Source organism: Echinicola arenosa (assembly GCF_014841125.1).
Classification (GTDB): Bacteria; Bacteroidota; Bacteroidia; order Cytophagales; family Cyclobacteriaceae; genus Echinicola; species Echinicola arenosa.
Genome location: NZ_JACYTQ010000004.1, coordinates 388055 through 413149, shown reverse-complemented (window position 1 = coordinate 413149; position 25095 = coordinate 388055). Strand labels below are relative to the sequence as shown.

Sequence of the window (25095 nt, the reverse complement as noted above, 5' to 3'; positions counted from 1 at the left end):
AAAATTTTACCCTCAAAAAATATTCTTTTAATGCGTTAAAAAAAATCACTCTTTAACCTTTAATTTATAGAAAACATTGTAATCCCGCTCTATTTCCGGATCTCCATTGTCATTCACAAATAAGACACCTAATTCATCTGCGAAGTCCACAACCCCATGTACCGGCAGCTTGTCAATGACTCCTATTTGCTCACCATCTTTGACATAGATATAATAAGGCTTGGCATATTGATCATTGGCCTCTTGGAATTCCGGCAACTTATAATACTCCTCACTTTTTGCTCTCAATTCCTTCATGACCTCTTTCGGAATCCTCGTATAAAACCCTACCAGATAACCATCTCCAAACACCCTCAAATCTGTAAATAAGGGATAGTCATCAAACCATCGCTCAGTATTCAGGTCTACTTCCCGAGCTTCATCAGGCCTGTAACGGTGAGTCAAGCGCACAGTATCGATCAATATGGGCGCCTCGCCTTTATAATCATAAATAAACAACTGATTGCCTACGGTAGGCAGCAGGGCCATTTCCATAGTTTTTCTATTCATGGCCACCAACGGGAAGGCCTGACCTACAAACCTTTCTTTGGCCCTAGGCTCCCAAGTCTCTGGGAAAGTGGTAATCATTTCCTGACTTTCTTTTTCAATATCATAGTTAAATATTGTCTCTGCCAAGCCATAAAACTTCGGCCCTAACTCCTCGGCACTGATCTCCTTGTGATCAAAAGCATTGGGTTCCTCGCCTATGATATAGCCATTCCCGTTTTTGACATAAGGGGTGAAGGTGGTCCTATTGCTATAAATGGAAATAGAGAAAAGCCCAGCTCTCTCAGAGGGAAGCTCTTTGATCTTCTTTCCTTGATAATCAAAAACATGATAGCCTGTCATAAGGTTTTGGGCTACCCACAGACTATCATCCAACAACCTGTACCCTGTACCAAAACTTCCTATGCCATCAGGTCCATCATGAAGAATATCAAATTCTTTGATGACTGCCCCTTTCTCATCTACCAAAAGCGGTTGACGGCTTTTGGTGTTTCTCAAAAGGTAATAACCCAAACTGGCCATATGATCATCCATCACCAAAGGTTCCAGCTCATGCACCACGAGTGAATCCACCACTTCCAGTTCAAGCGGTGAAGTGGGACCTTGTTCTTTTTTCTTTTCAGATGTACTACAGGCAAATAGCCCTAAAACTAAAGTAAGGGCATAACTATACTGAATGTGTGGAAATTTCATAGTGATGGATAATATGATTTTTGAGAGAGTTACAAAACGATTGCCATTTTCAACAACAAGTTAAGAAAACGTATTAAAAATCTTTTAGTTTCAAAACTATTTTTATAGGTTTATTATACGTCAAGCATTTTCAAACTCAATCATGAAATACATTTTTACTTATATCACATTCTCTTTGCTATTATCTGCTTGTAGATCATCCTCCTCTGAGCAGAACGCTGAAAACATAATCTCACTGGAAAATACCAAAAAACTTCAAGCAAAGAACCTTGAAATCATCAATGCCATTCCTTTGGAAACCACCTCAGAGAACTTGATGGGAAACAGATTAAGAATCAGAAAATCCTCATCCCATTTATATATCATGGATGAAGAAAGCAAACGAAAAAGTCTCCATGTTTTTGCACCAACCGGCAATTATATCGGAAAAGCTATTGAAGAAGGTGAAGGCCCTGAAAACATTCCATCCTTGGATGATTTCTTTATAGGTTCTGATGGAAAATTGGAACTACTATCCACGGTGGGAGACATGGCCACCATTTATCAAATCGACACATCAGGAAGTCCTAATGTCAAATTCAAATCAGAATATGTAGCGACATCTTTCACCAAACTCCCAAATGATGAGTACTTACTCTGTGGCGGATATAACCTTCCTATAATTAAAAACAGGGTGGTCAAAGTATCAGCAACAGGTGAAATAGCAGATACTTATCTTCCAAATGATTATTCAGGAAAGTTACTTCCCATGACAGAGCGAAACTTCTTTCCCTCTGGTGATAACGTCAATTTTATTGAGTCATTCGATCATCAAGTCTATCAATATATAGGGGATTCATTAACCCCGATTTTTGAAATAGACTTCGGTGCATATGCCATTCCATCATCTTATTGGGATATGGATTTTATGGAAGGATTTTCCATGCTAAATGAAAAGGGGTTTGGCAACATCACTGCCATTTTCCAAGCAGATCTATACACTATGATTGAATGTATGTTCCAAGGACCTTTTGGTGTTTATAAACAACTTTTATTCTTGGAAGATGATAAAAATTCAAAATACAGTATTCAAATAAATGAAGATGAATCTCCTGTTTTCTATTACCCTATAGGAATAGATCAAGAGGGACACTTTCTCTTTCTCACTTATCAAGATTCGCTCAAAGACTATTTAGCTAAATCAGGACAGCCTTTTAGCTTTTCTCTGCCTGAAAGTGATTTCAACTTCCCAGTTATCATTTCTGTCAGCCTAACTCCTTGATATATGAAACAGTATCATCTATTTTATCTTTGTCTAATCATCTGTTTCTTCAGCGCTTGTAATCATAACTCCAAACCATTAAATCTTCCCCAAGAGCTTGAGGTCATTCCAACAAATGACGGTACCAAACATATTTGCTTTGAATGTGATAATCAGGTCGTGGTCTATTTAAACGCAGAGAAACTTAACCTACATGCACTTTCAGGCGCTTTTGGATGGGCTGACACAAAGGTAAAATACCCGGACATAGCCTTTATCTTCTATCTAAGCGGTAAGGACAAAGAAAAAATCAAGCGAGAGCTCTCAGGTTACCATTTTCCTTTCCCAGTGCTTTATGATCCTTCCGGTTCATTTTACCAACTGAATAAATTGGACACGGTATCGCTGGACAACAAAAACCTTTTACCTTTTTTGATTAAAAACCATCAATCTAAGGGTCTGGCCCAAATTGGCATGATCAATTTCTTTTACCAACAACTTGAAGAACTACTAAAAGAGAATTAATGAAATCAACTTTTTTTACAGCCTCCATATTTATTCTGTTTTTTTGTCTATCCTGCAAAAAGCCCACCCAATCGGATGAAAACATCATCAGCATTTCTTTATCCGAAAAAAAGGAAATCCCTATGAGTGAGATCATCAGCAAGATCGAATATATTGTGCTGCCTGATAATTTCAACTTCTCCTTTGTCGACGAAATCCTTTTTACAGGGGAGTACTATTTCTTCTGTGACTTTGGACATACTTATAAAATAGCTATTCTTGATAAAAATTTTAATTTAAAAGGCACCATCGAAAACTATGGAGAGGGACCGGGTGAATACCAATACATCACTGATGCCTGCATCAATAGTTCCAAGAAAAGCCTTGACATCCTTTCTAACCACAAGCTTCTTCGCTTTGATTTTAAGGGGGATTTTATCGAAGAATTCAAAGTGCCCTATATTATTTCCAAACTGGAACACCTTCAGAACGATGATTATATCATTCATATCCACCCTTGGGTAAAAAGCATTACTGCTAAAAATAATGAATCCTTAAGCAACTATTTACTGTATCAGTGGAACACCAATACAAATGATTTAACACCCATTTTACCCAATCCCTATGAAGGTCAAATCCCCTTTATGAGCGAATCCAATATCCTGAAAAAAGTAAATAAGGATTACTTCTTCACCAAATCATTTACCGATTCCATCTACTGGATCAGGGGCGATCAAGTAGTCCAAAAATATCATCTAGAGTTTAGAAACAAACTAATCCCAATGAAGCTTTTACAAGAAAATGACATGGTCGAGCTACTGAATAATCCCAATACAAGAGAAAGGTATATTTATCATTTTGCCAGACTATTCGCCAGTGAGGATTATATGATTGATTCCTATCAAGAAAACGGCAATGGCACCTTAATTTATAATAGGCACACTGGAAAATCCATTTCGAGTACTCAATTCAAAAACGATATTGATCATGGACTATCCTACCTAAGCCCCAGATTTCTCCAGGATAATATTATCTTCAATATCTTTTCTCCTGAATCATTGATGGAACATGATAAAAAACACCAAGAACAATTATCACAGGTTAATAATGCATTCACCAAAATGGCCAAAAAACTCAATCGCGATTCCGGGAGTATCTTGGTCAAGTATCATTTGAAATAGTCCTTTTCTAAGCTATAAAAAAGCACAACCTCCAAACCCAACTTAAAACAGCGCAGGACGTATAAAACACCATATAAATTCTTTGAAACATGAGAAGTCCTGTACTGTTTTCGCTCTTTCTATTGATATTTTTTGGCTGTCGATTACCCAGTCATGCCCAAGATTTCTACTTTGGAGCCACCCTCAGCCCGAGCATAAGCCATGGAAAAATGAAAAAGGATGCTGGCACGCTTATTTTACCAAGCTTAGGCATAGATATCCTTTATCAAATTCCAGAAACACCCATATTCATTGGCTCTGCCTTGAGTTATGGCCAATATGGCACCAAGCTCACCATAGACCATGAAATCATTGATGGAGTAGAGCAAAGCTGGAGAATCCGTAGGAACAATAACCTTGTCACCCTATCGGGTATCGTTCGCGTGATGCCAGCACTACCAGGCATTGTCAGGCCTTTTATTGAAGGGCAATTAGGAGGGCTCCACACCTATACCCGATCAAAAGTCAGGGAAGACCGGTTCTCCGAACCCTATTCTGAAGGAACGGAATTTTATGACTGGGCAGAGTTTTGGCAATTTGGAGCGGGCATGGTCCTTACTCCTGAAAGCTGGGGAAGGCTTTCCTTGGAACTAAGAATGGACTATCTCCATTCCGCCATCACGGAATACCTTACCAGCAAGGACACCTCCTACGATTCCGAAGGAGCGTATTTCTTCCATCCCCGACGCAGTCCATTCGAACTTCTCAGGCCGGGTATAGCAGTTCGGATACTACTTGATTGAGGCCTCTTAGAATTTTTGAAAGGGTAAATAATCTATAGCCTAACTCAGACCTGAAGTTACTTGTATACTTCCAGCGGTATTATGGCGTAATTAGCTCTTTATTCAATTTGTACTTCCTACTTTGTACTTGATATTTGATACTTCCCACTCCCTTTTCTCCATAAAAACACGGGCAAAGCCAAAAACACCCCGACCATGCTGAAAACCAAGCCACCGATGGTGCCGATGGCCAGTGAAAACCAAAAGATCTCGTTTTGACCTTCCATGATAAAAGGAATCAGCCCAAAACAGGTAGACAGCACCGTCAGCAAAATGGGAATGGCTTTTCCGGCTACGGCCTTCAGCACATTACGGTTGTACACCCCAAAAGCTTCCCGGCTGTTGAGGTCATTGACAATGAAGATGGCGGCATTAACGACCAATCCTCCCAGCATCACAAAGGCGGCATAGCCCCCTTGGTCAAAGTAAAAGTCAAAAACCGAAAAGATCAGGAACAGGCCGATAAAGGCAATAGGGATCACGGCAATGATGTAGAAAGGCTGCTTCAAGTTTTCAAACAACACCGCACAAATAAAGAAAATGGCTAAAATCAGCACCAGCAGCAAAGTATATTGCCTTTTGGTCTTGCCATAGCCCCATCCATAGGAGGAAGTTTCTGCCGAGTAACCAATGGGCATACTCGTTTTCATCTCTTCCAGGACTTCCTCCAGGTATTCATTTCCGAATTTTCTGGAGCCCATATACTCAAAGGCAACGCGTCGGATATACTGCCGATCCTCCTTGTAGAGGGAATTGGTGGTGGTTTCCTTGTCCAAGGATCCAAAGCTGGACACCTTAAACATTCGCTCTTCACTGCCAATCAAAGTAGTCTCTTCCAAATCATAGCGGGAAAAATCCTCAGCCGCTCTTTCCCGAACCATCACCCCGTAATTTACCTCATCCAGGTTCAAATACAGGGCGGGGCCGCTAGGTTTGGATACATCCTGCAATGCCCCGATCACTTCATATTGGCTGGTGCCTTGGAGGGCCAATTTTTGCTGATCAAAGCGCAGCACCAATTCCTCGGAGCTTTTTTCGCCATAGGACAAGCGTTCATTGGTATTGACTTCTTGAATCCTTTTATGTTTGAGCAGCTTTTCTGCCAGGACTTCTGACTGTCTTTCCAGTTCGTCAAAGTTATAGCCTTTCATCATCACCGTAAAAGAGGGAATGCCTTCCCCTCCCGGTCCTGCACTAAAGCCTTGCCCGACCCCATAAATACCCCAATTTGCCCCGCTCCAGTCCGTGGCTTTGACGGACAACCTTCCCTTGAGTTGATAAGGCACTGCTGAGTTTTCGTAGGCCTCTTTAAAGGTAATGGTGATAGAGGCTTGTTGTCCAGAAGAAACATTGCTGACAAACTTGTCCACCCCTTCCACTCCTATTAGGAACTCTTCAAATTCACGGACAATAAAATCCATTTGGTCCAAGGTATTGCCAAAGGGCAGGCGCACATTGACATATAACCTTGTCTGGGCAGCTTCCCGATAACCTGACTTTTCGAACACCCCACGAACAAACATGCGCAAGGAACCTCCCAAGGCCTTGTCCACATAAGGCCTGATATCCTCTTGGTAAACCGTGCTGCCAATGGTCTTGTTGTACCATTCCTGCCCTTCCCATTTGGCCGGCAGGTAAAATATGGGCAGGCCAAAAAGCAGGACCAAGAGGATAATAAAAGTCTTTCGATAGTGGGCAGCAAAGCCAATGACCCTTTGGTACCTTCCAAACCACCGTACCCGTCTCCTCAGCTTGATAAAAGTAATTTTTCTTCCCTGACCCACTTTGTCCCCAAACAGCATTTGGTACATGGCCGGGGTAAACAGGAGAGCTACCAGCAGCGACACTGCCAGCATCACGGCCACCACCACCGCAAAGTCCGTCAGGTTCTTCTGGTCCTCTTCCGGCAATAAAAACACCATTAGCAAAGCGGCAATGGTCGTCAAGGAAGCCGCCAACAAAGCCAAAAAGACTTTTCTGTTTTTGTGCTTGTGCAGGTGGTCGATCATGATGATGGCATTGTCCACGATCAAGCCAAAAGAAATGGTCAATCCCGCAATGGAATAGAGGTGCAAATGGGTCCCCAAAGCATAAAGGATAATGCCCGTGACACTAAGGTTGACCAAGATCCCCAAAAACAATACTGTCAAGTAACGCCAATTGCGGTTGATCAAAAAGATAAAGACCACCAAAATCAAAATGGAGAGCCCAGAGCGTTGATAGATCTTATGGAGCTCTTTGGACAGGTATTCGGTATCATCCTGCTCCAATCGCACATCATAATCAGCAGGCAACAATTCCGAAGCTTCTTCCATCGCCTGTTTAAGCTTTTGTGCCAACACTACCTTGTTGACCCCGGCGCGGCTGGTAATACTCATGGTCACCGAGTTATTGCCATTGATACGGTAATAGCGGTTCGGCTCTGCCTCCTCCAGGGTCAGCTTGGCCAGGTCACGCAGGTACACTTCCTTGCCTCCCCTGGTAGTAATGCGCAGGTTTTCCAGTTGCTGCACATCAGTCAATGACCGGTCCACTTGGATAAATAAGGCTTCTCCCTGATGGTTCAGCGCCATCCCCGGATAACTGGTTCCAAAGGCACTGCGCAGCATGCCAGTCAACATGCCCCGGTTGACCCCATAAGCCTGCATTTTCTGGATGTCGTAGGTCACATACAACTGCAGGTCATTGGCTCCGTAAACCTGGATTTCCTCCACTTCATCAAACCGGTTGATCACGGACTTCAGTACATCTTCCGTGACCTTTTTGATTTCAAAAGCAGCAAAAGGAGCATTGATACTGTACTGGAGAATAGGAGGCTCATCATTGCGCTGGGCAGACTGGTAGATCAAAGGATAGCTGACCTTCCGGTCCAAAGAAGGGTAAACCTGCCTGATCAGCGAGGCCACTTCAAATTTCTTGAACTCCATGTCCGTATGCTTGTCGAAGCGCAGGGTAATCCGGCCATTGTTATAATTGGATACCGACTCAATCTTCTTGAGATCTGCTAGTTGGCTAAAAAGTCCCTCCAAAGGCGCTGTCCCCAGTTTCTCCACCAATTCGGGAGCGGATTGCCGCACGGAAAAAGAAACGGTCAATACCGGCTGCTGCTCACGAGGGTTGAGCTCCACTGTCAGCTTGGGCACCAAGGCAAAACCAATTATGGCCAGGACAAAAAACGATATGACTATTCTGAATGAATTCAATATTTTAGATGCTGGATTTTAGAAATGAAATTTGATATAAGTATTTATTTATCTTAGCTTTTATTTCTTTTAAGTTGCCGTTATCCCGTCGACTCTGTCGCGGGATCAAATAACTTGGAGTCTCTTACTCCACTTCTACTTTTATTTGAGTCGGAGACTCTAGGTCACCAGTACCAAGTCAGAGACTTGGTACAACACAACACAACACAACTGGTTTTCCCTAATACGCATTACTCCACCTACTTCCTCACTACCGCCCAATACGCCAAAGGGACAAAGTACAATGCCGTCAGGGTACCGATGGTCAGGCCGCCGATAACGCTGTACACCAGTGGCCTTTGCAGGTCGGCTCCTAAGCCAGCACTGAAGATCACCGGCAAGAGGGCCAAGATCGTGGTAATGGAGGTCATCAGGATGGGTTTCAACCTGATTTCTCCTGCCTCATACAGGGCCCTGTCCAATACTTTTGCCTGCGACCATTCCTTTTCCTGTTCCTTGTATTTTACCTTTAAGCGGTTGATGGTATCGATCTTTAGGATGGCGTCATTGACCATTATCCCCAACATCACCACCAAGCCAATGGCTGACATCACATTCAGGGAAGTTCCTGTCAGCCAAAGCACCAATAATGCCCCACCAATTCCCAAGGGCAAGGTAAATATCACGATCATGGGCTGCACAAAACTTTCAAACTGGGCGGCCAAAATAAAATAGAGTAGGAGTACCGAAACGCCCAGGATCCCCATCAGCTGCTTGACATTTTCCTGATCCTTAAAGTACTGCCCAAAAAAGGAAACACTCAGACTTCTGTCCTTGCCCCATTGCTTTAAGGCCAGCTCATGCTCCGCTGGGTTTTCCCCTGTCAACTCCAAGGATTGGTACACATCTATTTTGTCTGCCGTCACATATTTGTAGTGGTTCTCATAGTTTACCTGGATAAAATTGGACAAGGCATATCGCTGTCCCTCTTTGCCTTGCAAGTAATTGTTATTGAGGATTTGCCCAAAATCATTTTTATTGCCCTGAAGCTTGATTGGGGTGACCTCATTGAAGTGCTTGATCTCATCGATGGGGTAATGGCCAAAGAGCTTCTCCACAGCCCCCGTCAGCGCACCGATCTCCACTTCATACAGGGCCAGCTTCTCCAGGTCAATACGGAAAATCACCGCTGATTCCTCTTGCAGGCCCGGTCCTTTTTTCCAATCCTGCAAAGGCAGCTTCTCCAACCAAGTGCCCATGGTGCTGGCCTCCACGGGCTGTTTGCTTTCCAGCATTTTCCAGCGCAACTCATAATAGGGGATATTGGCATTGAACAGCTGATCAAAGGCATTGGGGGCATCCTTGATCTCCATGCTTGCCATGGGGTAATTCTCGGTCAGGAGACCTTCCAATTGCTCCATCTGGCTTTCCTTGCTTTCCCTGTCCTCAAAGTCCATATAAACGGTAGCCTGCTGCACCGCATTTTCCCCATCAAAAAGCAAAAACTGCCTTACCCCTATATCCGCTTCTGCTTGCTCATATTGGCCCTCCAAGCTGGCCATGATGTTTTTGATCCGGTCCCGGTTTTGCTCCACCCCAATGGGCTCGTTCCAATCCACTTCCAGTACGGCATCTTTTTTATCGATGGGCGGCAAACCTGCTGTGGGCAGTGCCAGGCCAACCAGCAGGAAGAGCGGAACCAAAGCAAAAAGCAAGGCCAAGCTGAGCTTTCTGTGGGTCATGAGTTTTTGGTAAGCTCCTTTGTATAGTTTGAGAATGGCCTTGAAAAAGCGACTGTCTTCCTGCTTTGAATTCCATTCCTGTTTGGCAAAAAATAGTTTGTAAAGCAAAGGTAAAAGCACAAAGGCCACCAGTAAGGATACAAAGAGAATGGCTGCCACAGATACAGCCTGATCAAAAAACAAGGCTCCTGAAATCCCACTTAGGAAGACCAAGGGCACAAATACCGCCAAGGTTGTCAATACCGAGGAAATCAGGGCTGACATCACCTCATTGACCCCGGTCACACAAGCCTCAAATATGGGAAGCCCCTCCTGCCGCTTGCGGGTAATATTGTCCAGTACAATGATCGCATTGTCGATCAACATGCCCAGGCCCAGTGCCAAGCCACTGAGTGAAATCACATTGATGGAGATGCCAAAGGCATAAAAGACCAGAAAGCTGATCACCAAGGAAGTGGGCAAGCTCAGTCCAATGATAATGGGCATGCGGTAATTGCCCATAAAGACAAAGAGCACCCCAAAGGCAAAAATCCCACCAAAAAGCAAACTGGTCTGCAGGTTGCTGATCCCGGCATTGAGCAGGGTAGATTGGTCTTGGGTCATGGCAAAGTCCACTTGTGGGTAGTCTTTTTTAAACAGCTCCACGGACGCCCTGACCTTTTCCATCAGTTCATTCATCTTCGCCGCAGCCTGCTTATGAACCGTGACCACCAAGCCTTCCTGCTGACCATAGAGGTGGTAGCCCATGGTTTCGCCCATTTCATACTGCACTTGGGCCACTTTTCCCAGTGGCACTGTATGGCCATTCGCTGCACTGACCGGAAGACCCTCAATGTCAGTAGGGCTATCTACCCTGCTGGCCAGCCTTAAAAAGTAACGGTACTGCCCATCCTTTACGCTGATGCCAGGCAGCTCGCGGTTGCCGGACTGTATGGCATTGATGACATTTTGCTCAGTCATGCCCAGTCCTGCCAGGACGGCCTTATTGGGCGTTACGGTGATGACCCTTTCTTGCTTGCCGTTGATGTCCACTAGAGAAATGCCCTGCAGCTGTTCGATCCTTTTCTTGAGGACATTTTCTGCCAACTTGGTCACTTCCGCATGGTCGATGCCTTCTTTGGGCGTCACCTGAATGCGGACCATGGGAATGTCATTGGTGTTGATGCGGATGACCTGAGGACGGTCCAACTCTTCCGGCAGGCTATTGGTCAGGCGATCGATCTTCTCGTTTACTTCGATGTAGGCCAGCTCCATGGAAGTGCCAAAGGCAAACTGCAGGCGGATTGTGCCCACTTCGCTGCCCGCCTTGCTTTCCATGTCCTCCAGGCCATTGAGGGTAAGCAGTCCCTCCCGCACCGGCCGCAGTACATTTTGCTCGATGGCCTCCGGGGAAGCATTGGGATAGCTGACCTTGACCACAATCTGGGGCACGTCTATAGGTGGCAGCAGGGATATCGGAAGTTTGGTGAATGCTATCAGGCTAAAGACCATCAGGGCCAGAAAGACCATGGTCACTGCGATGGGCCTAGCCAATAAAAATCTGACCATGGGCTATTTATTTTCTTCTACTACCTGAACCTGGGCTTGGTGGCCAAGCTGGAGGTTATTACTGGTAATAACCGTTTCCCCATCCTTTACCCCATCCAGGATTTCGATTTCGCGACCATTGTCCTTGCCGACCTCCACATAGTTCCATTTGGATTCCGTGCCACTGAGGGTAAAGACCACCGGTCTGCCAGAACGGTATACCAGTGCCTGTTTGGGCACTACGACACTGTTGGTCTGCGGGGCCCGGATGACGGCACGGGCATTCATCCCGGGAAGGAGCTTGGATGCGCCCGAAAGCTGTATCCCCACTTCTACCAGACCATTTTCATCCACTTTAGGGTTGATGCTGCTGACCTTTCCGCTTAAGCTGCCTGTGCCTCCGGAAACCGGATAGACTTCAGCTATTTGTCCCAAAGCAATAAAGGGAATATCGGATTCCAGTACCTTGACATGGAGCTCCAGAAGGTTGGTGCTGAGAATTTCACAAAGTTCATCCCCGGCATTGACCAAGCTGCCGGGCTTGATCTTCAGGTCAGCCACCTTACCGGATATCGGGGCCTTGATGGCCGCTTTGGCCAGTTCCATTTCTACCTCTTTGAGTTCGATCTCTGCGGACAATAAGCCACTGCTGGCCTTGAGCTGTTCCTCCAACATGGTAATCTGATCGGTATTTTCTCCTTCAAAGATGGTGGCATAGCCCAGCTTTTCACTGTTGTAAGAAGCCTGGGCATTTTTTAACTGGACCCAGGCCTTTTCTTTTTGGAAGATATTGTTGGTATTGTCGAGCTGGGCGATAAGGGTGCCTGCCTGCACGGACTGGCCTTCCTTGACATCAAGCTCCTTGAGGTAGCCCTGTCTTTGGATGATTACAGTCACCTGCTGGGCGGCCTCCACCTTGCCCGAGGCATTGATCAGGTAATCAAAAGAACGCTTTTCTGCTTTGGCTACGGTGACCTTGGTTCCCGCTACCTCCTTGCGCATGGATTCTATGGGAATCTCCTCTGCTTTGTCCCCTTTGGTTTCGCAGGAAAAGAAGACCGATACTGCCAGTAATGGTAGAAAAAAAAGTGGCTTTAAGTTCATGTATTTAATTTAAAATTTTCGAATCCTTAATTAACTAAATTATTAAGTAATAGAAAAGAAACTAGGAGAGATATCAGGTATTAAACGCTAGACTTGAGCATGCTGGCTTTGATTTGAAGACATGCCATGAATTAACGATCCTTTATTTTAGTTTTTAAAACATAATGGCTGATCTGCTCCCTATTTTCTTCAAACATTTGTCGCGTTTCCGAATTGAGTAATTGATATAAATCAGGACTTTTCGTTCTTAGGTAAGCAATTTGGTCTGAAGAAATTCCAAAGTAGACAAAGTTCTCTTCATCCAAGTATAAAGGCTTTTCAAGTAATTTGAAGAGAGGGTCATTTAAAGATTTACTAAAAGACTTAAGTGATTCTTCCTTGACACTATACAATCCAAATCTTCTCTGGGATTTATATTGATAATTAAATAAAATGAAGTCATTATTTTTCATGAATGTTTCACCAAGAAATCTTACTGATTTATCATGTACCAACACATTGGCATTTACTATTTTTTGAAAATCCGCTTTGTTTTCTTCCATATAATCACTGTTAATATTCATGCTGATACTTTTCTGAAAACTCCTTGACTCCCCATCAAATTGAAAGACCTCATTGCTAAATGGAGATGAAAAAAGCAGTTCACCATTTGACTTGGTAAGAAATCCTGAGAATGGAATTACCATATTGGATTTTTGAGGATCAATTGGAAAGAACTTATCTCTAATCTGACCTTTTTTATCAATCAAAACCAGATTGAACTCTCCACTTTTATCACTTAGATTGTGGTTTAAGTAAAGTAAATAGGAATCTTTATCTACTTGCTCTATTTTATCCCCATACATGCCTAACTTTACCCTCTTTATAAAATCCCCGTTTTCTAACGAAAAACAATAGAAGGACATGTCTGAATTGGAAAATGCAATCAGCTCTTTTTCTCCTTTATCTATAAAAAAATCATTCAGCCCCTGAAATTCCCCTGGACCGGACCCCAATTCTCCAATTTTCTTTATCAACCTTCCAGAATTATTACAAACCAGCAGCTGTGAGCTCTTTCGATCCAAAATAATCCATTTGTCATCATCCAGCTCCAGTTCATCCAATGAAGCGAGGTAAAGCGATTCCCCTAAATCAATTGGTATAAAAGTCCCCTCATTAAAAATATCGCTAAAACCATTGGCCATATTATCCAATTGGGAAGTAATAGTCAAGTCAAGGTGATCTGGGGATTGGACCAAACCAGCTTCATGCTTATTCTTAGTACAACTACCAAGCGCTATTATCCCAATAAGAACTAATAAAATATATCCTTTCATTTCTAATAATAATTCTCTTATTCTAATCTTGAAGCTTTCACAAGGAAACCTTATTTCCAATTTTCTATATTGATTGACACATGTCTATTAAAAACTCAACCCTGACCACTTATTTAGAGCAGTAGAAAACCATTTATCCCATTCATTAAAACGTCAATCTTTAAAACAATGAAATATTTTGTAAACAAAAAATACCCCACGTAGGGTATTTTATCTAAAAAGAACAGAAAAGCAATGGTCGATGCTGGTATTACAAATTCAACAAAATGAATGATGTATATTCAATTTACACCAAGGGGGAAAGATATTAGGATTGCAATTCATGGCATGACTTGGAGTCATGCCATGAATATCGTTAAAAAGATCAAGCCTAAACTCCAGTATCATTTCATCAAATGATTAACTAAATTAAAGCTAAGTTGTCCCATTAAGCTACTTCTACTTATTACATAAATTCATTAAAGTAGGGTAGAAGCTTTAAGGGTGACCCTTTTGGTAACCAAATAATTCCATCTAGTCTTTGGAAAATATTGCCCGGAAAAAATTGATTCTCCCTAGGCTGCCCTCCAACAAACCGATACATAAGCATTTGATCTCCAAGTGAAGGAATATCATTAATGTTGGAGTAAAATGGGGAGATGGACTGATCCATACAGTATTTTTCTATACTTAAAGGATGAGGAGAGGACAGCTCTTGAATATTTGTTTTATTATCTCCACTAACATGTCCGGGCATTCCCTGAACTTCTCCCTCTCCAACCAATATTCCAATGGCAAAATATTGGTCTCCAAAATGTTTTGCCAGTCGGTTGCCCAAAGAGACAAAATCAGAATTACTTGTTCTTAGCCTGTTGATATGTGATAGGTGCCCATATACTACACCTTTTTCTCCTTTTTTAAGATTTTTTTCAACTAAGTTGATCACATTGTTTGCCATAATTGAATCCCTAATTTGTGGATATAATTGAACAGATAAAACATTTAAAGCCTGATTGTAGCCTTGTGAATATTCCAGTAGTTGCCTGTAATTTGATTTGCCAGCTTCTGCTTCCAGTTTCTTTTGGTTATTTTTGATATAGTTGTAAAGGCTATCAGGGTACAACTTGCTTGAATGGTGCCATAGTCCTTTATAACAGCTTCCTTCTTTGTATTCTTTTATTTTCTTCTCTACTAATTCACGCCATTTCAAAGAAAAATCCATCCCTGCTACAGATACCTTAGTTTTATTTTTAAGGTTGTACTCCCTTATCCAATCAAACAGTTCTTTGTTTTTAACCGTTAATCCAAAGAAGCCTACCTGAGGTGTTTTTTGAGGAAAACCTTCCGTAGTCTTTCCCAAAACATAGTCATTCATCTTTAGCATAAAAAGATCCGGTAATTCAAACATCACTAGATTGCAATTGCCTTGTTCAATCAAGGCCTTTACCATTTCATTTTTGGCCTCCTGCATTTCCTCTACTCCATGGCTACTTTCACCAAGCCCAATGATTCTGCTATCACCAATATCCTCTATGATGTTTCCTATCTCTGAAGGAAACTCCTTTATACTCTCACTTTTTACTGTTTCTTGTTCAGATTGGAGGCCAATCATTTCATCCAAATACTCATAGTACCCCTTTCCTTCAACAGTGATCTCCATATCATCCAGCCACAGGACTCCTTCAGGCTTAACATCAAACTTTAAGAAAATAGCCTTCCCCCCCCTTACAGACAACTGGGTATTGACCAGTTTCCAATCCTTACTCCTTGATAGGGGTAGTTTTTGATGATTTACAGTGGTTTCATCTTGATCCTGGACCACTACTGTGAAATTGGATTCTGCCAAAAGATCGGTCTTCATCCAAAAAGAAATATTGATTTTATTGAATTCACCTGGCAAAGGGACCTTTTGAAAAACGTAATAGGGCATTTCTTTGAAGTGCTGGGGGCTCTGCACCTCGATTTTTCCGGAAGCATAGCCTTCTTTTACATTGATGGTATCATGATTCAACATACCCATATAGCAACCACCAAACTGCCAATTCCCTTCAGTGGACAAATAACTATTGTACTTATCAAAACTGAAGTTGTAGATATCCGACTTGGATTCTTTAACAGGATTGCTGCAAGAAATAAAAAATGTCATTAGTATGACCAAATAAAAATTAGCTGTTCTCATAGTTTAAGTTATTTTCTGATAGTTGATTTTCTTGGCTGGTCATTAGATCAATTGAACATACTTGCGATGGAAAAGAAGCTTATATCTAAATCAAAAACTGTGATATCTCTTTTCATTTTTAAAATCAGCAAATTAAAGTTATTGGTAATAACATGATCCCTTTTGCCTCAATCAAACAGTAACGGCACTTTCTACATTAAAAAAGGCAATACAAAATCACATCTCAATATTCCATATACTGGATCAAACACGGGTAGCCAATTACTTAAAAAATCCCAGACCAAGGTAAATTACTCCTTGTTTTGAAAAAATAATTGCTTTTGATACAGACATAATCTGTTAACGGCTTGTTTTCTTTGATTTTTCACCAAAACCAAGAAGCCTAATAACCTAAACATAGCTGGATCACTCTATAACCAAAGGAACCTAACTTGCTATTCAAACTTCAACACATCAAACTCCAAAAAGTCTTCACTGTAAGCTGTGTTCTTGGGATGGGATGCATTGAGGTAAAGGCCATTTTTATTGACAAACCAATTGTTGAGCTCATAGGTGTGATCCGGTAAGGGATAGCTGTAAAGGTATTGCAGCTGCTCATCATAGACCGAAAAAGTCATAGACTTTTCCATATTGTTGGGATGCGCATACTTCGGGTTAGGTGCGCCCCATTCCAACCTATAGACCAAGTTGCGCCATGGGTCGGGAATCGCCGTAAAATACCAGGTGCTTTGAAGCATATGCTGGTCGTAGGCCTCGCCTGGCGCTTTATCTTCCAACATCGCTACAGTTTCCCCTTCCGCTGTTTCCACACCACTTGATTGGATTAGGGGCTCAGGGCCATTAGGGTCATATAGAAAAAGGGAAGAAGCATATTGGAAGTTATAAAGAATTTTACCCTGCCAATAGCCATAAAAACCTATGTTTCGCATATAGCCCACCTGTCCTTTCCTGTCTTTAAATACCTGCGTATGGGAAATAGGTAGGTAAGCTACTTGCCTGTTCTTGATGTCCAGTGCAACTACCAAGCTCCCCTCAATAGGATTTTTCCGGTTGATCAACGTAAAAAGTAACGCATGGTTTTCTGCTTGATAATTCAGCTTAAAGAACAAATTGCAAACAGGCATGCCATATTGTTTCACATCCACCAGTTCGAACAGATCCACAGACTGGGTCAATCTGCCCTGAAGATTGACGATTTGTAGTTTCCCTTGCTCGTATAGAAATATTGAATCCTGATTATGATAATAGATGGACTTGATGTCACCGATCCCATTGGGACCTTGCTTTTCCAGAGGAACCACTTCTCCCGCTTTTTCGGCCTCCAGGTCAAAGAAATCCAAAGCATGAGCAGGCTTATTGTATCCTACCAACTTTGGAGTTCCCTGCTCCTCAAAAGCATGACTAATAGGATAAGCATTCAACTGCATGTGGGTAATAGGAATTTTAACATGGGTGATTTCCACTTTTCTACTAAAAGTAGCTCGTTTTGACTTTTGGCAAGAAGCTAACGTCAATCCAAAAAACAAAACATATCTCCATTGGATCATAAAAAAGCAATTAGTTCAAAGAATTATCAATGATTCAAATAGCCTAATTCCGGACACACTTAAAAATCAAAAAAGTTAAGCTTTCTTAAATAAGCTTAGTCTTAGCTATCACTGACAACCATTCCATAATCCACCGCCCATTTCCCCAGATGATTTTATCCTTCATAATCAACACCTTAAGCAAGCAACTCCCAATACAACCCTGACCATTTCATTATTAAACTTTTAATACTAAACCTTCAAAACTTTTTTTATCATCAAAAATAACGCTTCCATAATCTAAATCATTTCAGATATCACCTAAAGCTATTTTTAATATTTAAAACAGATTTATTATGATTATTTTAGTATAGTCCAAACCAACCATACACAAAAAATGAAAATTTTTACATTAACCACTATTGTCTTAGTGGGGGTCATTAGCTATGCAACCGCCCAAAGTCAGCCCCCTGTAGAAGAAGCCCCTACTGAAAGTCCATCACCTGGAAAATGCTATGTAAAATGTATCACGCCTGATGAATTCCAGGATGAGACGGTTACCGTGATCGTTGAGCCGGAGTACTCCGTGCTGGTCACTTATCCCGCCACCTACAAGACGGTGGAAGACCGGGTGATCATCAAAGAAGCTTCCAAGGAACTTAGGTATGTTCCTGCGGTTTATGAGACCATCGAGGTTCCCTACATTTCCAAGGAAGAGGCCCAAAACCTTAAGGTAATCCCTGCTTCTTTTGGTGATGATTTGGAGGAAGTAGAAACCTATCCCATGGTGGGTAGATGGGAATATCGCATCCTGGAAGATTGTCCATCAGTCGACAAGGAAGACTGTATGGTCGCCTGCTATGTAGAATATCCTTCTAAAAGTGAAACAGTCCCCACCCAAACCTTGGTGGCCGATGCCAGCACTGCCCCCATTCCTATTCCTGAAGAAAATGCTACTTATAAAAAACAAGTGGTCAGAACTCCTGCCAGAATGGAAGAAATAGAGATCCCGGCAGAATATGCCACCATCACCCGACAAGTGGTTGACCAGCCTGCCAGAACAGAAAAAGAGGTCGTCCCTGCTGTGACCAAAACCATCACCAAAACCGTCTTGGTCAACAAAGGCGGCATGACCGTTTGGGAAGAAGTAGACTGCGAGCTGGTAGGCAATATCAACTTACTGCCTATCCTTTATGAGCTCAACAGTGCCAGGCTTACCCCTGAATCTGAAGATATCATAGATGAACACTTACTGGCCTTGATGGAGGATAGCCCAGCCCTGAGGATAGAAATCATGTCCCATACCGACTCCAGGGGAAGTGATGACTATAACATGTCCCTCTCTCAGCAGCGGGCGCAATCTGTGGTCAATTACCTGGTCAACAAAGGGATCAGTAGAAACAGACTGGTGGCCAAAGGCTATGGTGAAACCCGCCTGATCAATAAATGTGCTAATGGAGTGGATTGTCCTGAGTCCATGCACCATGAAAACAGAAGGACAGAGTTTAGGATTATTCAGTAGTCTCCGCCCCAATTAAATCAACCACATATTTACTTTATAGTCTGTCAGTTAGGTAAAGGATATGCCTCTAATCATTTTTTATGGTTAGGGTATATCCTTTTTAAATTTTCAAAAGAGGTTTTATGGTCTTTAAGGTAGTTTCAAAATTTGTATTATTTAATACCTCAGTTTTATTCTCACAGATTTATAATATTAAAAATTTAAAAAAAGTAAGAACCATGTTCTATAAGACAAAAAAATTTGAAGAAGCTCTATAAATATTTTTTTGACCCTTACAAATAGATAAATGAAATTTAGTGTAAGAAAAATGTAATTAACTAGTAAAATACCCAGGTTTAATTATGAAAGTTTTGATCAATCAATTAAAAAATACCTCATATGGGGTATTTTTTAATTGATTGGCCTGGGTTATTATTGAGAGATTTAAATAAATACTTATTCAGGTTGTTTTAACTACGGATTTATTTGAATAGTCTTTTTTATTAAACAAAATAAATAACTATTTAAAGATGATTAGGAAAATTTTACTAGTGTTTTTTCTTTTAGGTGTCTCAGTCACGGTTTATGGACAGGGGGTTTGTGGAACACCACATGATTTGAATTCAGAAATCTTTCATAGTTCGGATCAACAAGAATCATTAAATCAGTCAATTGTAGAAGCTTTTGGATCAACTGACGGAGGGGTTTGCATTAATGTATATTTTCATATTGTAAGGAATAATAGTGGCAGTGGTGGGATTACAGTGAATGAACTTGATGGAATCATAGATGATTTAAGCCAATTTTATAATTCGCACAATATTTATTTTAATAATTATGGACATGATTTTATTGATAATACTAATTTTCAAACCATAGATGATGCAACCGAAGCGGCAACTTTAGCCCAAGTCAATAATCAATCAGATGCAATAAATTATTATATAGTTTAATCTTTATGGAATACACCGCAAGGAAGTGTTTTTGGAACAGCTTTATCAATAACATCAAATAGGTTGGTTATTAGAAGGGACCAAGTTTTGGAACATGTTTCTTCCCATGAAATGGGACATTGCCTTAATCTTTTCCATACTTTTCAAGGTACAATGGCTGGAACTCCAGGATGTGCTGAAGCAATTAATGGTTCAAATTGCAATTCCTGTGGTGATCTAGTATGTGATACTCCTGCAGATGATGGCTTTGGTACAACTTTTGGATTTAATCCGGATTTAACAAACATCATGTCTTATTATCCTGATGCAGATCATTTTACTAATGGACAAGGTCAAAGAATGTTACTTTCAATTGCCAATTCTTCATTGCTTTCTCAGACAATAGGAGATAATTGTTCAATACCTATTTTGTCCGGAGATGAATCATTATGCTATTCAGCTGGAGGAACGACTTATACTTTACAAAATGGAGGGAACTCAGTTACTTGGCAAGTACCATCAAATGTTCAAATTCTATCATCCTCAAATTCAAGCATTACTGTTAGGCCTAATAATTCTTCTACCACAGGTACAGGTGAAATTCAAGCAATATTACCTTTTGAAACATTATCATTAAATGTAAGTATAGGAAAGCTAAATGCAGGTAATATTGAAATTTGGAACTCCACAGAAACTACCTACCCTTATAATACAACCCCAACGAATACTCCTGTGGAGTTTACACTGGGATATCCTCCTGGAAATAGATGTGATATTCTCGATGTTGAATGGCAGCAAGTGTCGGGGGTTACTATAATGAACGGAAGTTTTCCTTGCGTAATAGATAATAACTCCAATAAGCTAATGGTGTTCCATCAACCAGGAACTTATTACATAAGAGCTCGTATACTAAATTGCTGTGGATGGAGTAACTGGAGCCTTCCTGTTACTATGGAAGTAACTTCAGGAAGTTATATGTACAGTGTTTATCCAAATCCTTCATCAGAAACTTTATATATTAAAGAACAATTTGAAGGCACTAATTCCGAAATAAAAAGTTTAGATAGTGAAGTTAAATCCAGTGAAGATACCTTCCAGCTTTATGACTCAAATTCTAATCTAGTTTTGGAAGGGAAAATCAACGGTAATAAAAGTATTGATGTGTCCAAATTTATGAGAGGAAGATATATTTTGAAGCTTTTATCAAATGGGGCAATTGAGTCCCATCACATTATTTTAGAATAAAAAATTGGTAGTTATGAAAATGTTAACTTTATTTTTAAGTGTTTTATTATCCATATCTAGTTGTAATAGTAATGGACAAATTGATAATGAAGTGTCTATTATTGGTACTTGGCAGCTGATAGAAAGGTATACTAGTGATGTTGGTCAAGGAAAATGGAGTCCTATTAATGATGGATATACTTATTCATTTAAAAACGACGGCACATTTGTTTCAAATAAATATTCTGAATGTGGATATGGTACTTATATTCTTTCCGCAAATTCCTTAACATTAATATTTGGATGTGAAGAATTTACTACGGGAATAGAAACTCCCAAAGGTACTTTTGTTGAAAAATTAGAATTCGAAAACAGTTTAATGATCTTAGTGCCTGATTATTTAAATTGTGTCGAAGGGTGTGGTGATAAATTTAAAAAAATATCATCGGAATGATAGCATCTATTTTGCCATGAAAAAAAAATAAATTCATTTTTAAAGAGCCCAGAAATAGAGTTTGGGCTCTTTGAATTTTAACTAGCTTTAGTTTCTGGTTGAATAAATAAATACGTTGGATTTTTATATTCGTAATCAGAAAATTTTCAGTTTTATGCGATATATTGTGGACACCAAAATCGGTTTTATTGGAATAATTTCCCAGCTATAATCAGTCCATACTTAGTTACTTTCTTTCTATAGGCAAAAAAATTAATTGACCAGGATCACTTCTACATCAGCTACTGTAGGCCGGATGGCAATGCCAAATTGATCCAGCAACTCACTTTTCATCAGGTCATCATAGAGGTAATGAAAGTTCCAATCCCGTAAGAGCTTATCTTTTCCTTGGTATTTGTAGAGTGTCTTTTTCTCTTTAGACAAAAGTCTGGCCAGGCTTTTTAGGCTTAAATTATCTCCTTCCATCCTACTGTTTCCTACCAAAAAATTCCCCTGTGGATTGCCCCAGTCGATCTGTTGGTCATCCCAAAGTTTGGAGCGATCCACGATGTCAAGTTCTTGGATTTTCATCTTTATCGATTGCTTTTTAATCTCCAAACCAAACTGATCAGCCAATTGACGGACAATGTCATCAGGCGCTTCATTCCAAGTTTGATAAGGTGCTTTTAACATGACTTGGACATCAGGATATTCCATGACCACCTCAAAATCTGACACTTGGTAGAGCTCAGCCAATAAATGGGAAAGGTGGCCCTGAAAATTAATATACTGAGGCGTAAGCTCCATACGATCATAACAAGCACCCTCACATAAATCTATTTGGACTGTACTGACAATTTCATCGGGCACCACTTCCTTATTGACCACTTGATAATTGATCAATTCAGCTAAATCTTCACTATTGGCGTTGGCTTCTCGTTTTAGAAACCTATCGAAATCTGCAGGCCGAAGATCTCCCGGCTTCCCTTGCCAAAGGAGCTTCCCCTTGGCGTTCAACACCACCACATGAGGGCGACTGGTCACTTGGTATTTGTTAAAAGTGTAATTCTCTGCATCCTGGAATACCGCCAGTTGGATGGGATGCTTTTGCAGGTGGGTACTGATGGTACCGAAATATTCATCGGACAGCGCCATAAAATAGATCTCCTCCTTATACAAATCCTGGTAAATCTCCATTTGCTTGGTGGCCGGAATACAAGGGCCGCACCAAGTAGCCCAAAAATCAATCACCAGCAGTTTTTGGTCTGCCAAAGGGGCTATCTGATTTTCACTGATCTTTTCAGCCACCTTCAAGCTTTGCGCATTGGAAAAGGCAATTGCCAGGCACAAACAGCCAAGAAAAGACATCAGGTATTTCATTTTCACATAATCTTAAACCCTACTACTATAGTCTATAAAAACGCTGATCTTTGCAAATAAATTATCCCAAATTCTACCATTTCACCAATTCTTAATAAAAGCTTACTCTACAGCTGGGTATAAATTGCAATTGCCTTTTCCTTTTAGCCGTGTAAACTAAAGATCCACCCCACACTGTAAAAACGGATAATCATATTAATATGTAACATTTTTAACGGTCTTGTTTAACCCATATTTAACCCCTCCTTAAGCCGTGTTTATCCCGTGTTTAACCCGTGTTTAACCCGTGTTTCTCTTATCAGTGACTTAGGCTTGTCTTAGGGGTGTCTGCACCTTATGTCCTAGAACAATAAGGGACATACCTTTCAATATTTTGGTCATAAGCAGCTTAAAAATCCTTATAATCGTCACACTATAGGTCAATATTAAGGAGCTAAGAATGGATTTTAGATATTAGACGCTAATAACCACTGAAGACACGGAGGAATCACAGAGAGGGCTCCTTCTGCACAACTGAATGTCAATCTAACTCCAACTTCTTTTTTATGGCAAACTGGACAATGACAGGGTTGTCTTCAGGCCCAACTGGGTGTAATTTGCAATTACACCCCATCTATCCCTACCCATTGACAATAAACCTAAGTCACCGATAATCATCATTCCGACAATTCAAAAACAGCAATTCCCTCTATTAAGATTTAAGCCTGAGCTTTACCAAAATCCAACCCTCATTTTTTAATTCTTCTTTATTTTTGGAAAAGAAATCATGCACATTTCCTTCCTGGACCTTCACTTTTTTCCCTGAGTAAGCTTCAAGGTATTCATTATAGAACCTGATGGAATTTTTAAGGTAGAAAATAGCGTTTTCATTTAATGTCCATGGAAACTTCAATTTGATTTTATTGAAGTCATTTGTTGGGTTCACCGTTTGGTCTGTAAGCTCCAATTGTTTGTTGAGAAAGATAAGATGATGGTCCTCTCCACCCTGCTTTACATAAAGCAAATTTGTATTCCCAAAACCCCCGAACAAATCAACCCGTTCAACATAACCTCTTTCATATATCACCTCATTTTTCTGCTTCCTGTCTAGTTTTCTAAATTCATCATCCATATTATGCTTTCCAAAATCAAAATAAACCAGAGAATCCAGACGACCAGTTTCTTTATCAAACACGGCTAAATTGGTGGAATGGGGGATAGTGTATAAAAGCTTTTGGTTTCTTTCATCAATTACAAAATCATTTCTTTTGCTGTATTTCGTCAAATTCTCCAAATTACCTGGGATGTCCACAAAGGTTTCCTCTTCACCAGAGCTTAAATCTTTCCTTAGGAAATTATGCCTTCCAAATTCAGGATTATAGTCCAAAAAGTATAGCATATAATCCTCCCCATAATAAAAGGAAGTAGTATTAAAATTGTTTTTCCTCTCCAGAACAACCTTCATATTATTGTCAAATGTCAAGTCCTTGGAGAGATAGGTATCTTGGACAATAATATTGTCGCCCACTACCTGAAAGCCATCAGGCTGAAAAAACTCATTGGGACCTTTTCCTTGTGGAAGGAGCGCGTCCAGCAAATGCCCCTCTTTATCAAAAATCAAAATATTATTCAGGGTGTAATCAAGGACATATATTTTTTCGTTTTTAAACTCAAAATCATAAGGTGATACCAAGGGCAAGGTATCTTGGGAGTGCAAAAAAATAAATTCTGGTGCTTCAAAATAATCAGATAATTTCCCCGCTCTGGAATCATCCAAATCTATTTTCACCTGAAAATAATCTTCATTATGGTTCTTATCAGAGCATGATAGAATAATAAAGGATAGTAAAACACAAGTAATTTTGAATTGGGATTTATGAAATTCACTCATTATTTTTCTTTTAAAAAGTTTCTTTAACTGGGTGAAATTTGCAATTACACCCTCCTATCCTCTACCAATCTTAATTGAATAGTTAAACGTACCTCACCAATAATCGACCTCTATAAGACCTGCTAAGCCTGCATAACTTCTTGCACTGGAATACAAATAATCCTCAGGCTTTTCTACGATGCCCGCACTAACCGGATTATTATGGATGTAATTCA

At 40.7% G+C, this 25095-nt stretch carries 17 protein-coding genes; 8 read left to right on the top strand and 9 right to left on the bottom strand.

The window, feature by feature from the left end; genetic code table 11:
• Nucleotides 1-45: 45 nt before the first annotated feature.
• Nucleotides 46-1239, bottom strand: coding sequence for a hypothetical protein (locus IFO69_RS13845; RefSeq protein ID WP_192010717.1), 1194 nt, complete (start codon nucleotides 1237-1239; stop codon nucleotides 46-48).
• Nucleotides 1240-1381: 142 nt separating this feature from the next.
• On the opposite strand from IFO69_RS13845, the gene IFO69_RS13840 reads away from it, so the two are divergent.
• The 4 genes from IFO69_RS13840 to IFO69_RS13825 all read left to right on the top strand — a co-directional run bounded on the left by IFO69_RS13840 (nucleotide 1382) and on the right by IFO69_RS13825 (nucleotide 4946).
• On the top strand, nucleotides 1382-2500 hold the full coding sequence (locus IFO69_RS13840; RefSeq protein ID WP_192010716.1) for a 6-bladed beta-propeller: 1119 nt from the start codon (nucleotides 1382-1384) through the stop codon (nucleotides 2498-2500).
• Between the two features lie 3 nt (nucleotides 2501-2503).
• On the top strand, nucleotides 2504-3004 hold the full coding sequence (locus tag IFO69_RS13835) for a hypothetical protein (protein WP_192010715.1): 501 nt from the start codon (nucleotides 2504-2506) through the stop codon (nucleotides 3002-3004).
• Nucleotides 3004-4164, top strand: coding sequence for a 6-bladed beta-propeller (locus IFO69_RS13830; protein ID WP_192010714.1), 1161 nt, complete (start codon nucleotides 3004-3006; stop codon nucleotides 4162-4164). Before IFO69_RS13835 ends, IFO69_RS13830 begins: the two co-directional genes overlap by 1 nt.
• Before the next feature lie 89 nt (nucleotides 4165-4253).
• A complete protein-coding gene (locus IFO69_RS13825; RefSeq protein ID WP_192010713.1) occupies nucleotides 4254-4946 on the top strand; it encodes a hypothetical protein in 693 nt (230 codons plus the stop codon).
• 116 nt (nucleotides 4947-5062) lie between these two features.
• On the opposite strand, the gene IFO69_RS13820 is transcribed toward IFO69_RS13825, so the two are convergent.
• From IFO69_RS13820 to IFO69_RS13795, 6 genes are all read right to left on the bottom strand, one after another.
• Nucleotides 5063-8188, bottom strand: coding sequence for an efflux RND transporter permease subunit (locus IFO69_RS13820; protein ID WP_192010712.1), 3126 nt, complete (start codon nucleotides 8186-8188; stop codon nucleotides 5063-5065).
• A gap of 239 nt (nucleotides 8189-8427) precedes the next feature.
• Entirely contained in the window at nucleotides 8428-11457 is a 3030-nt protein-coding gene (locus tag IFO69_RS13815) for an efflux RND transporter permease subunit (RefSeq protein ID WP_192010711.1), read from the bottom strand.
• A gap of 3 nt (nucleotides 11458-11460) precedes the next feature.
• Nucleotides 11461-12540, bottom strand: coding sequence for an efflux RND transporter periplasmic adaptor subunit (locus IFO69_RS13810; protein WP_192010710.1), 1080 nt, complete (start codon nucleotides 12538-12540; stop codon nucleotides 11461-11463).
• A 131-nt stretch (nucleotides 12541-12671) separates the two neighbouring features.
• Entirely contained in the window at nucleotides 12672-13856 is a 1185-nt protein-coding gene (locus IFO69_RS13805; RefSeq protein ID WP_192010709.1) for a 6-bladed beta-propeller, read from the bottom strand.
• Nucleotides 13857-14301: 445 nt separating this feature from the next.
• A complete protein-coding gene (locus IFO69_RS13800) occupies nucleotides 14302-16014 on the bottom strand; it encodes an erythromycin esterase family protein (protein ID WP_192010708.1) in 1713 nt (570 codons plus the stop codon).
• Nucleotides 16015-16448: 434 nt separating this feature from the next.
• Nucleotides 16449-17561, bottom strand: coding sequence for a DUF4221 family protein (locus IFO69_RS13795; protein WP_192010707.1), 1113 nt, complete (start codon nucleotides 17559-17561; stop codon nucleotides 16449-16451).
• 376 nt (nucleotides 17562-17937) lie between these two features.
• On the opposite strand from IFO69_RS13795, the gene IFO69_RS13790 reads away from it, so the two are divergent.
• The 4 genes from IFO69_RS13790 (at nucleotide 17938) to IFO69_RS13775 (ending at nucleotide 21651) form a co-directional block, all read left to right on the top strand.
• The gene (locus IFO69_RS13790; protein ID WP_192010706.1) at nucleotides 17938-19062 is read left to right on the top strand and encodes an OmpA family protein; all 1125 of its coding nucleotides are present in this window, start codon (nucleotides 17938-17940) and stop codon (nucleotides 19060-19062) included.
• 509 nt (nucleotides 19063-19571) lie between these two features.
• Entirely contained in the window at nucleotides 19572-19994 is a 423-nt protein-coding gene (locus IFO69_RS13785; protein WP_192010705.1) for a hypothetical protein, read from the top strand.
• Nucleotides 19995-20057: 63 nt separating this feature from the next.
• Nucleotides 20058-21218, top strand: coding sequence for a zinc-dependent metalloprotease (locus IFO69_RS13780; protein WP_317173463.1), 1161 nt, complete (start codon nucleotides 20058-20060; stop codon nucleotides 21216-21218).
• 13 nt (nucleotides 21219-21231) lie between these two features.
• Nucleotides 21232-21651, top strand: a complete 420-nt coding sequence (locus IFO69_RS13775) for a lipocalin-like domain-containing protein (RefSeq protein ID WP_192010703.1) — start codon at nucleotides 21232-21234, stop codon at nucleotides 21649-21651.
• 252 nt (nucleotides 21652-21903) lie between these two features.
• Here the strand turns inward: IFO69_RS13775 and IFO69_RS13770 are convergent, their stop codons facing one another.
• Both IFO69_RS13770 and IFO69_RS13765 read right to left on the bottom strand, forming a co-directional pair.
• Nucleotides 21904-23010 (bottom strand): redoxin family protein, encoded by a 1107-nt coding sequence (locus IFO69_RS13770; protein ID WP_192010702.1) that lies wholly within the window; start codon nucleotides 23008-23010, stop codon nucleotides 21904-21906.
• Between the two features lie 691 nt (nucleotides 23011-23701).
• Nucleotides 23702-24880, bottom strand: coding sequence for a 6-bladed beta-propeller (locus IFO69_RS13765; RefSeq protein ID WP_192010701.1), 1179 nt, complete (start codon nucleotides 24878-24880; stop codon nucleotides 23702-23704).
• Nucleotides 24881-25095: the final 215 nt, after the last annotated feature.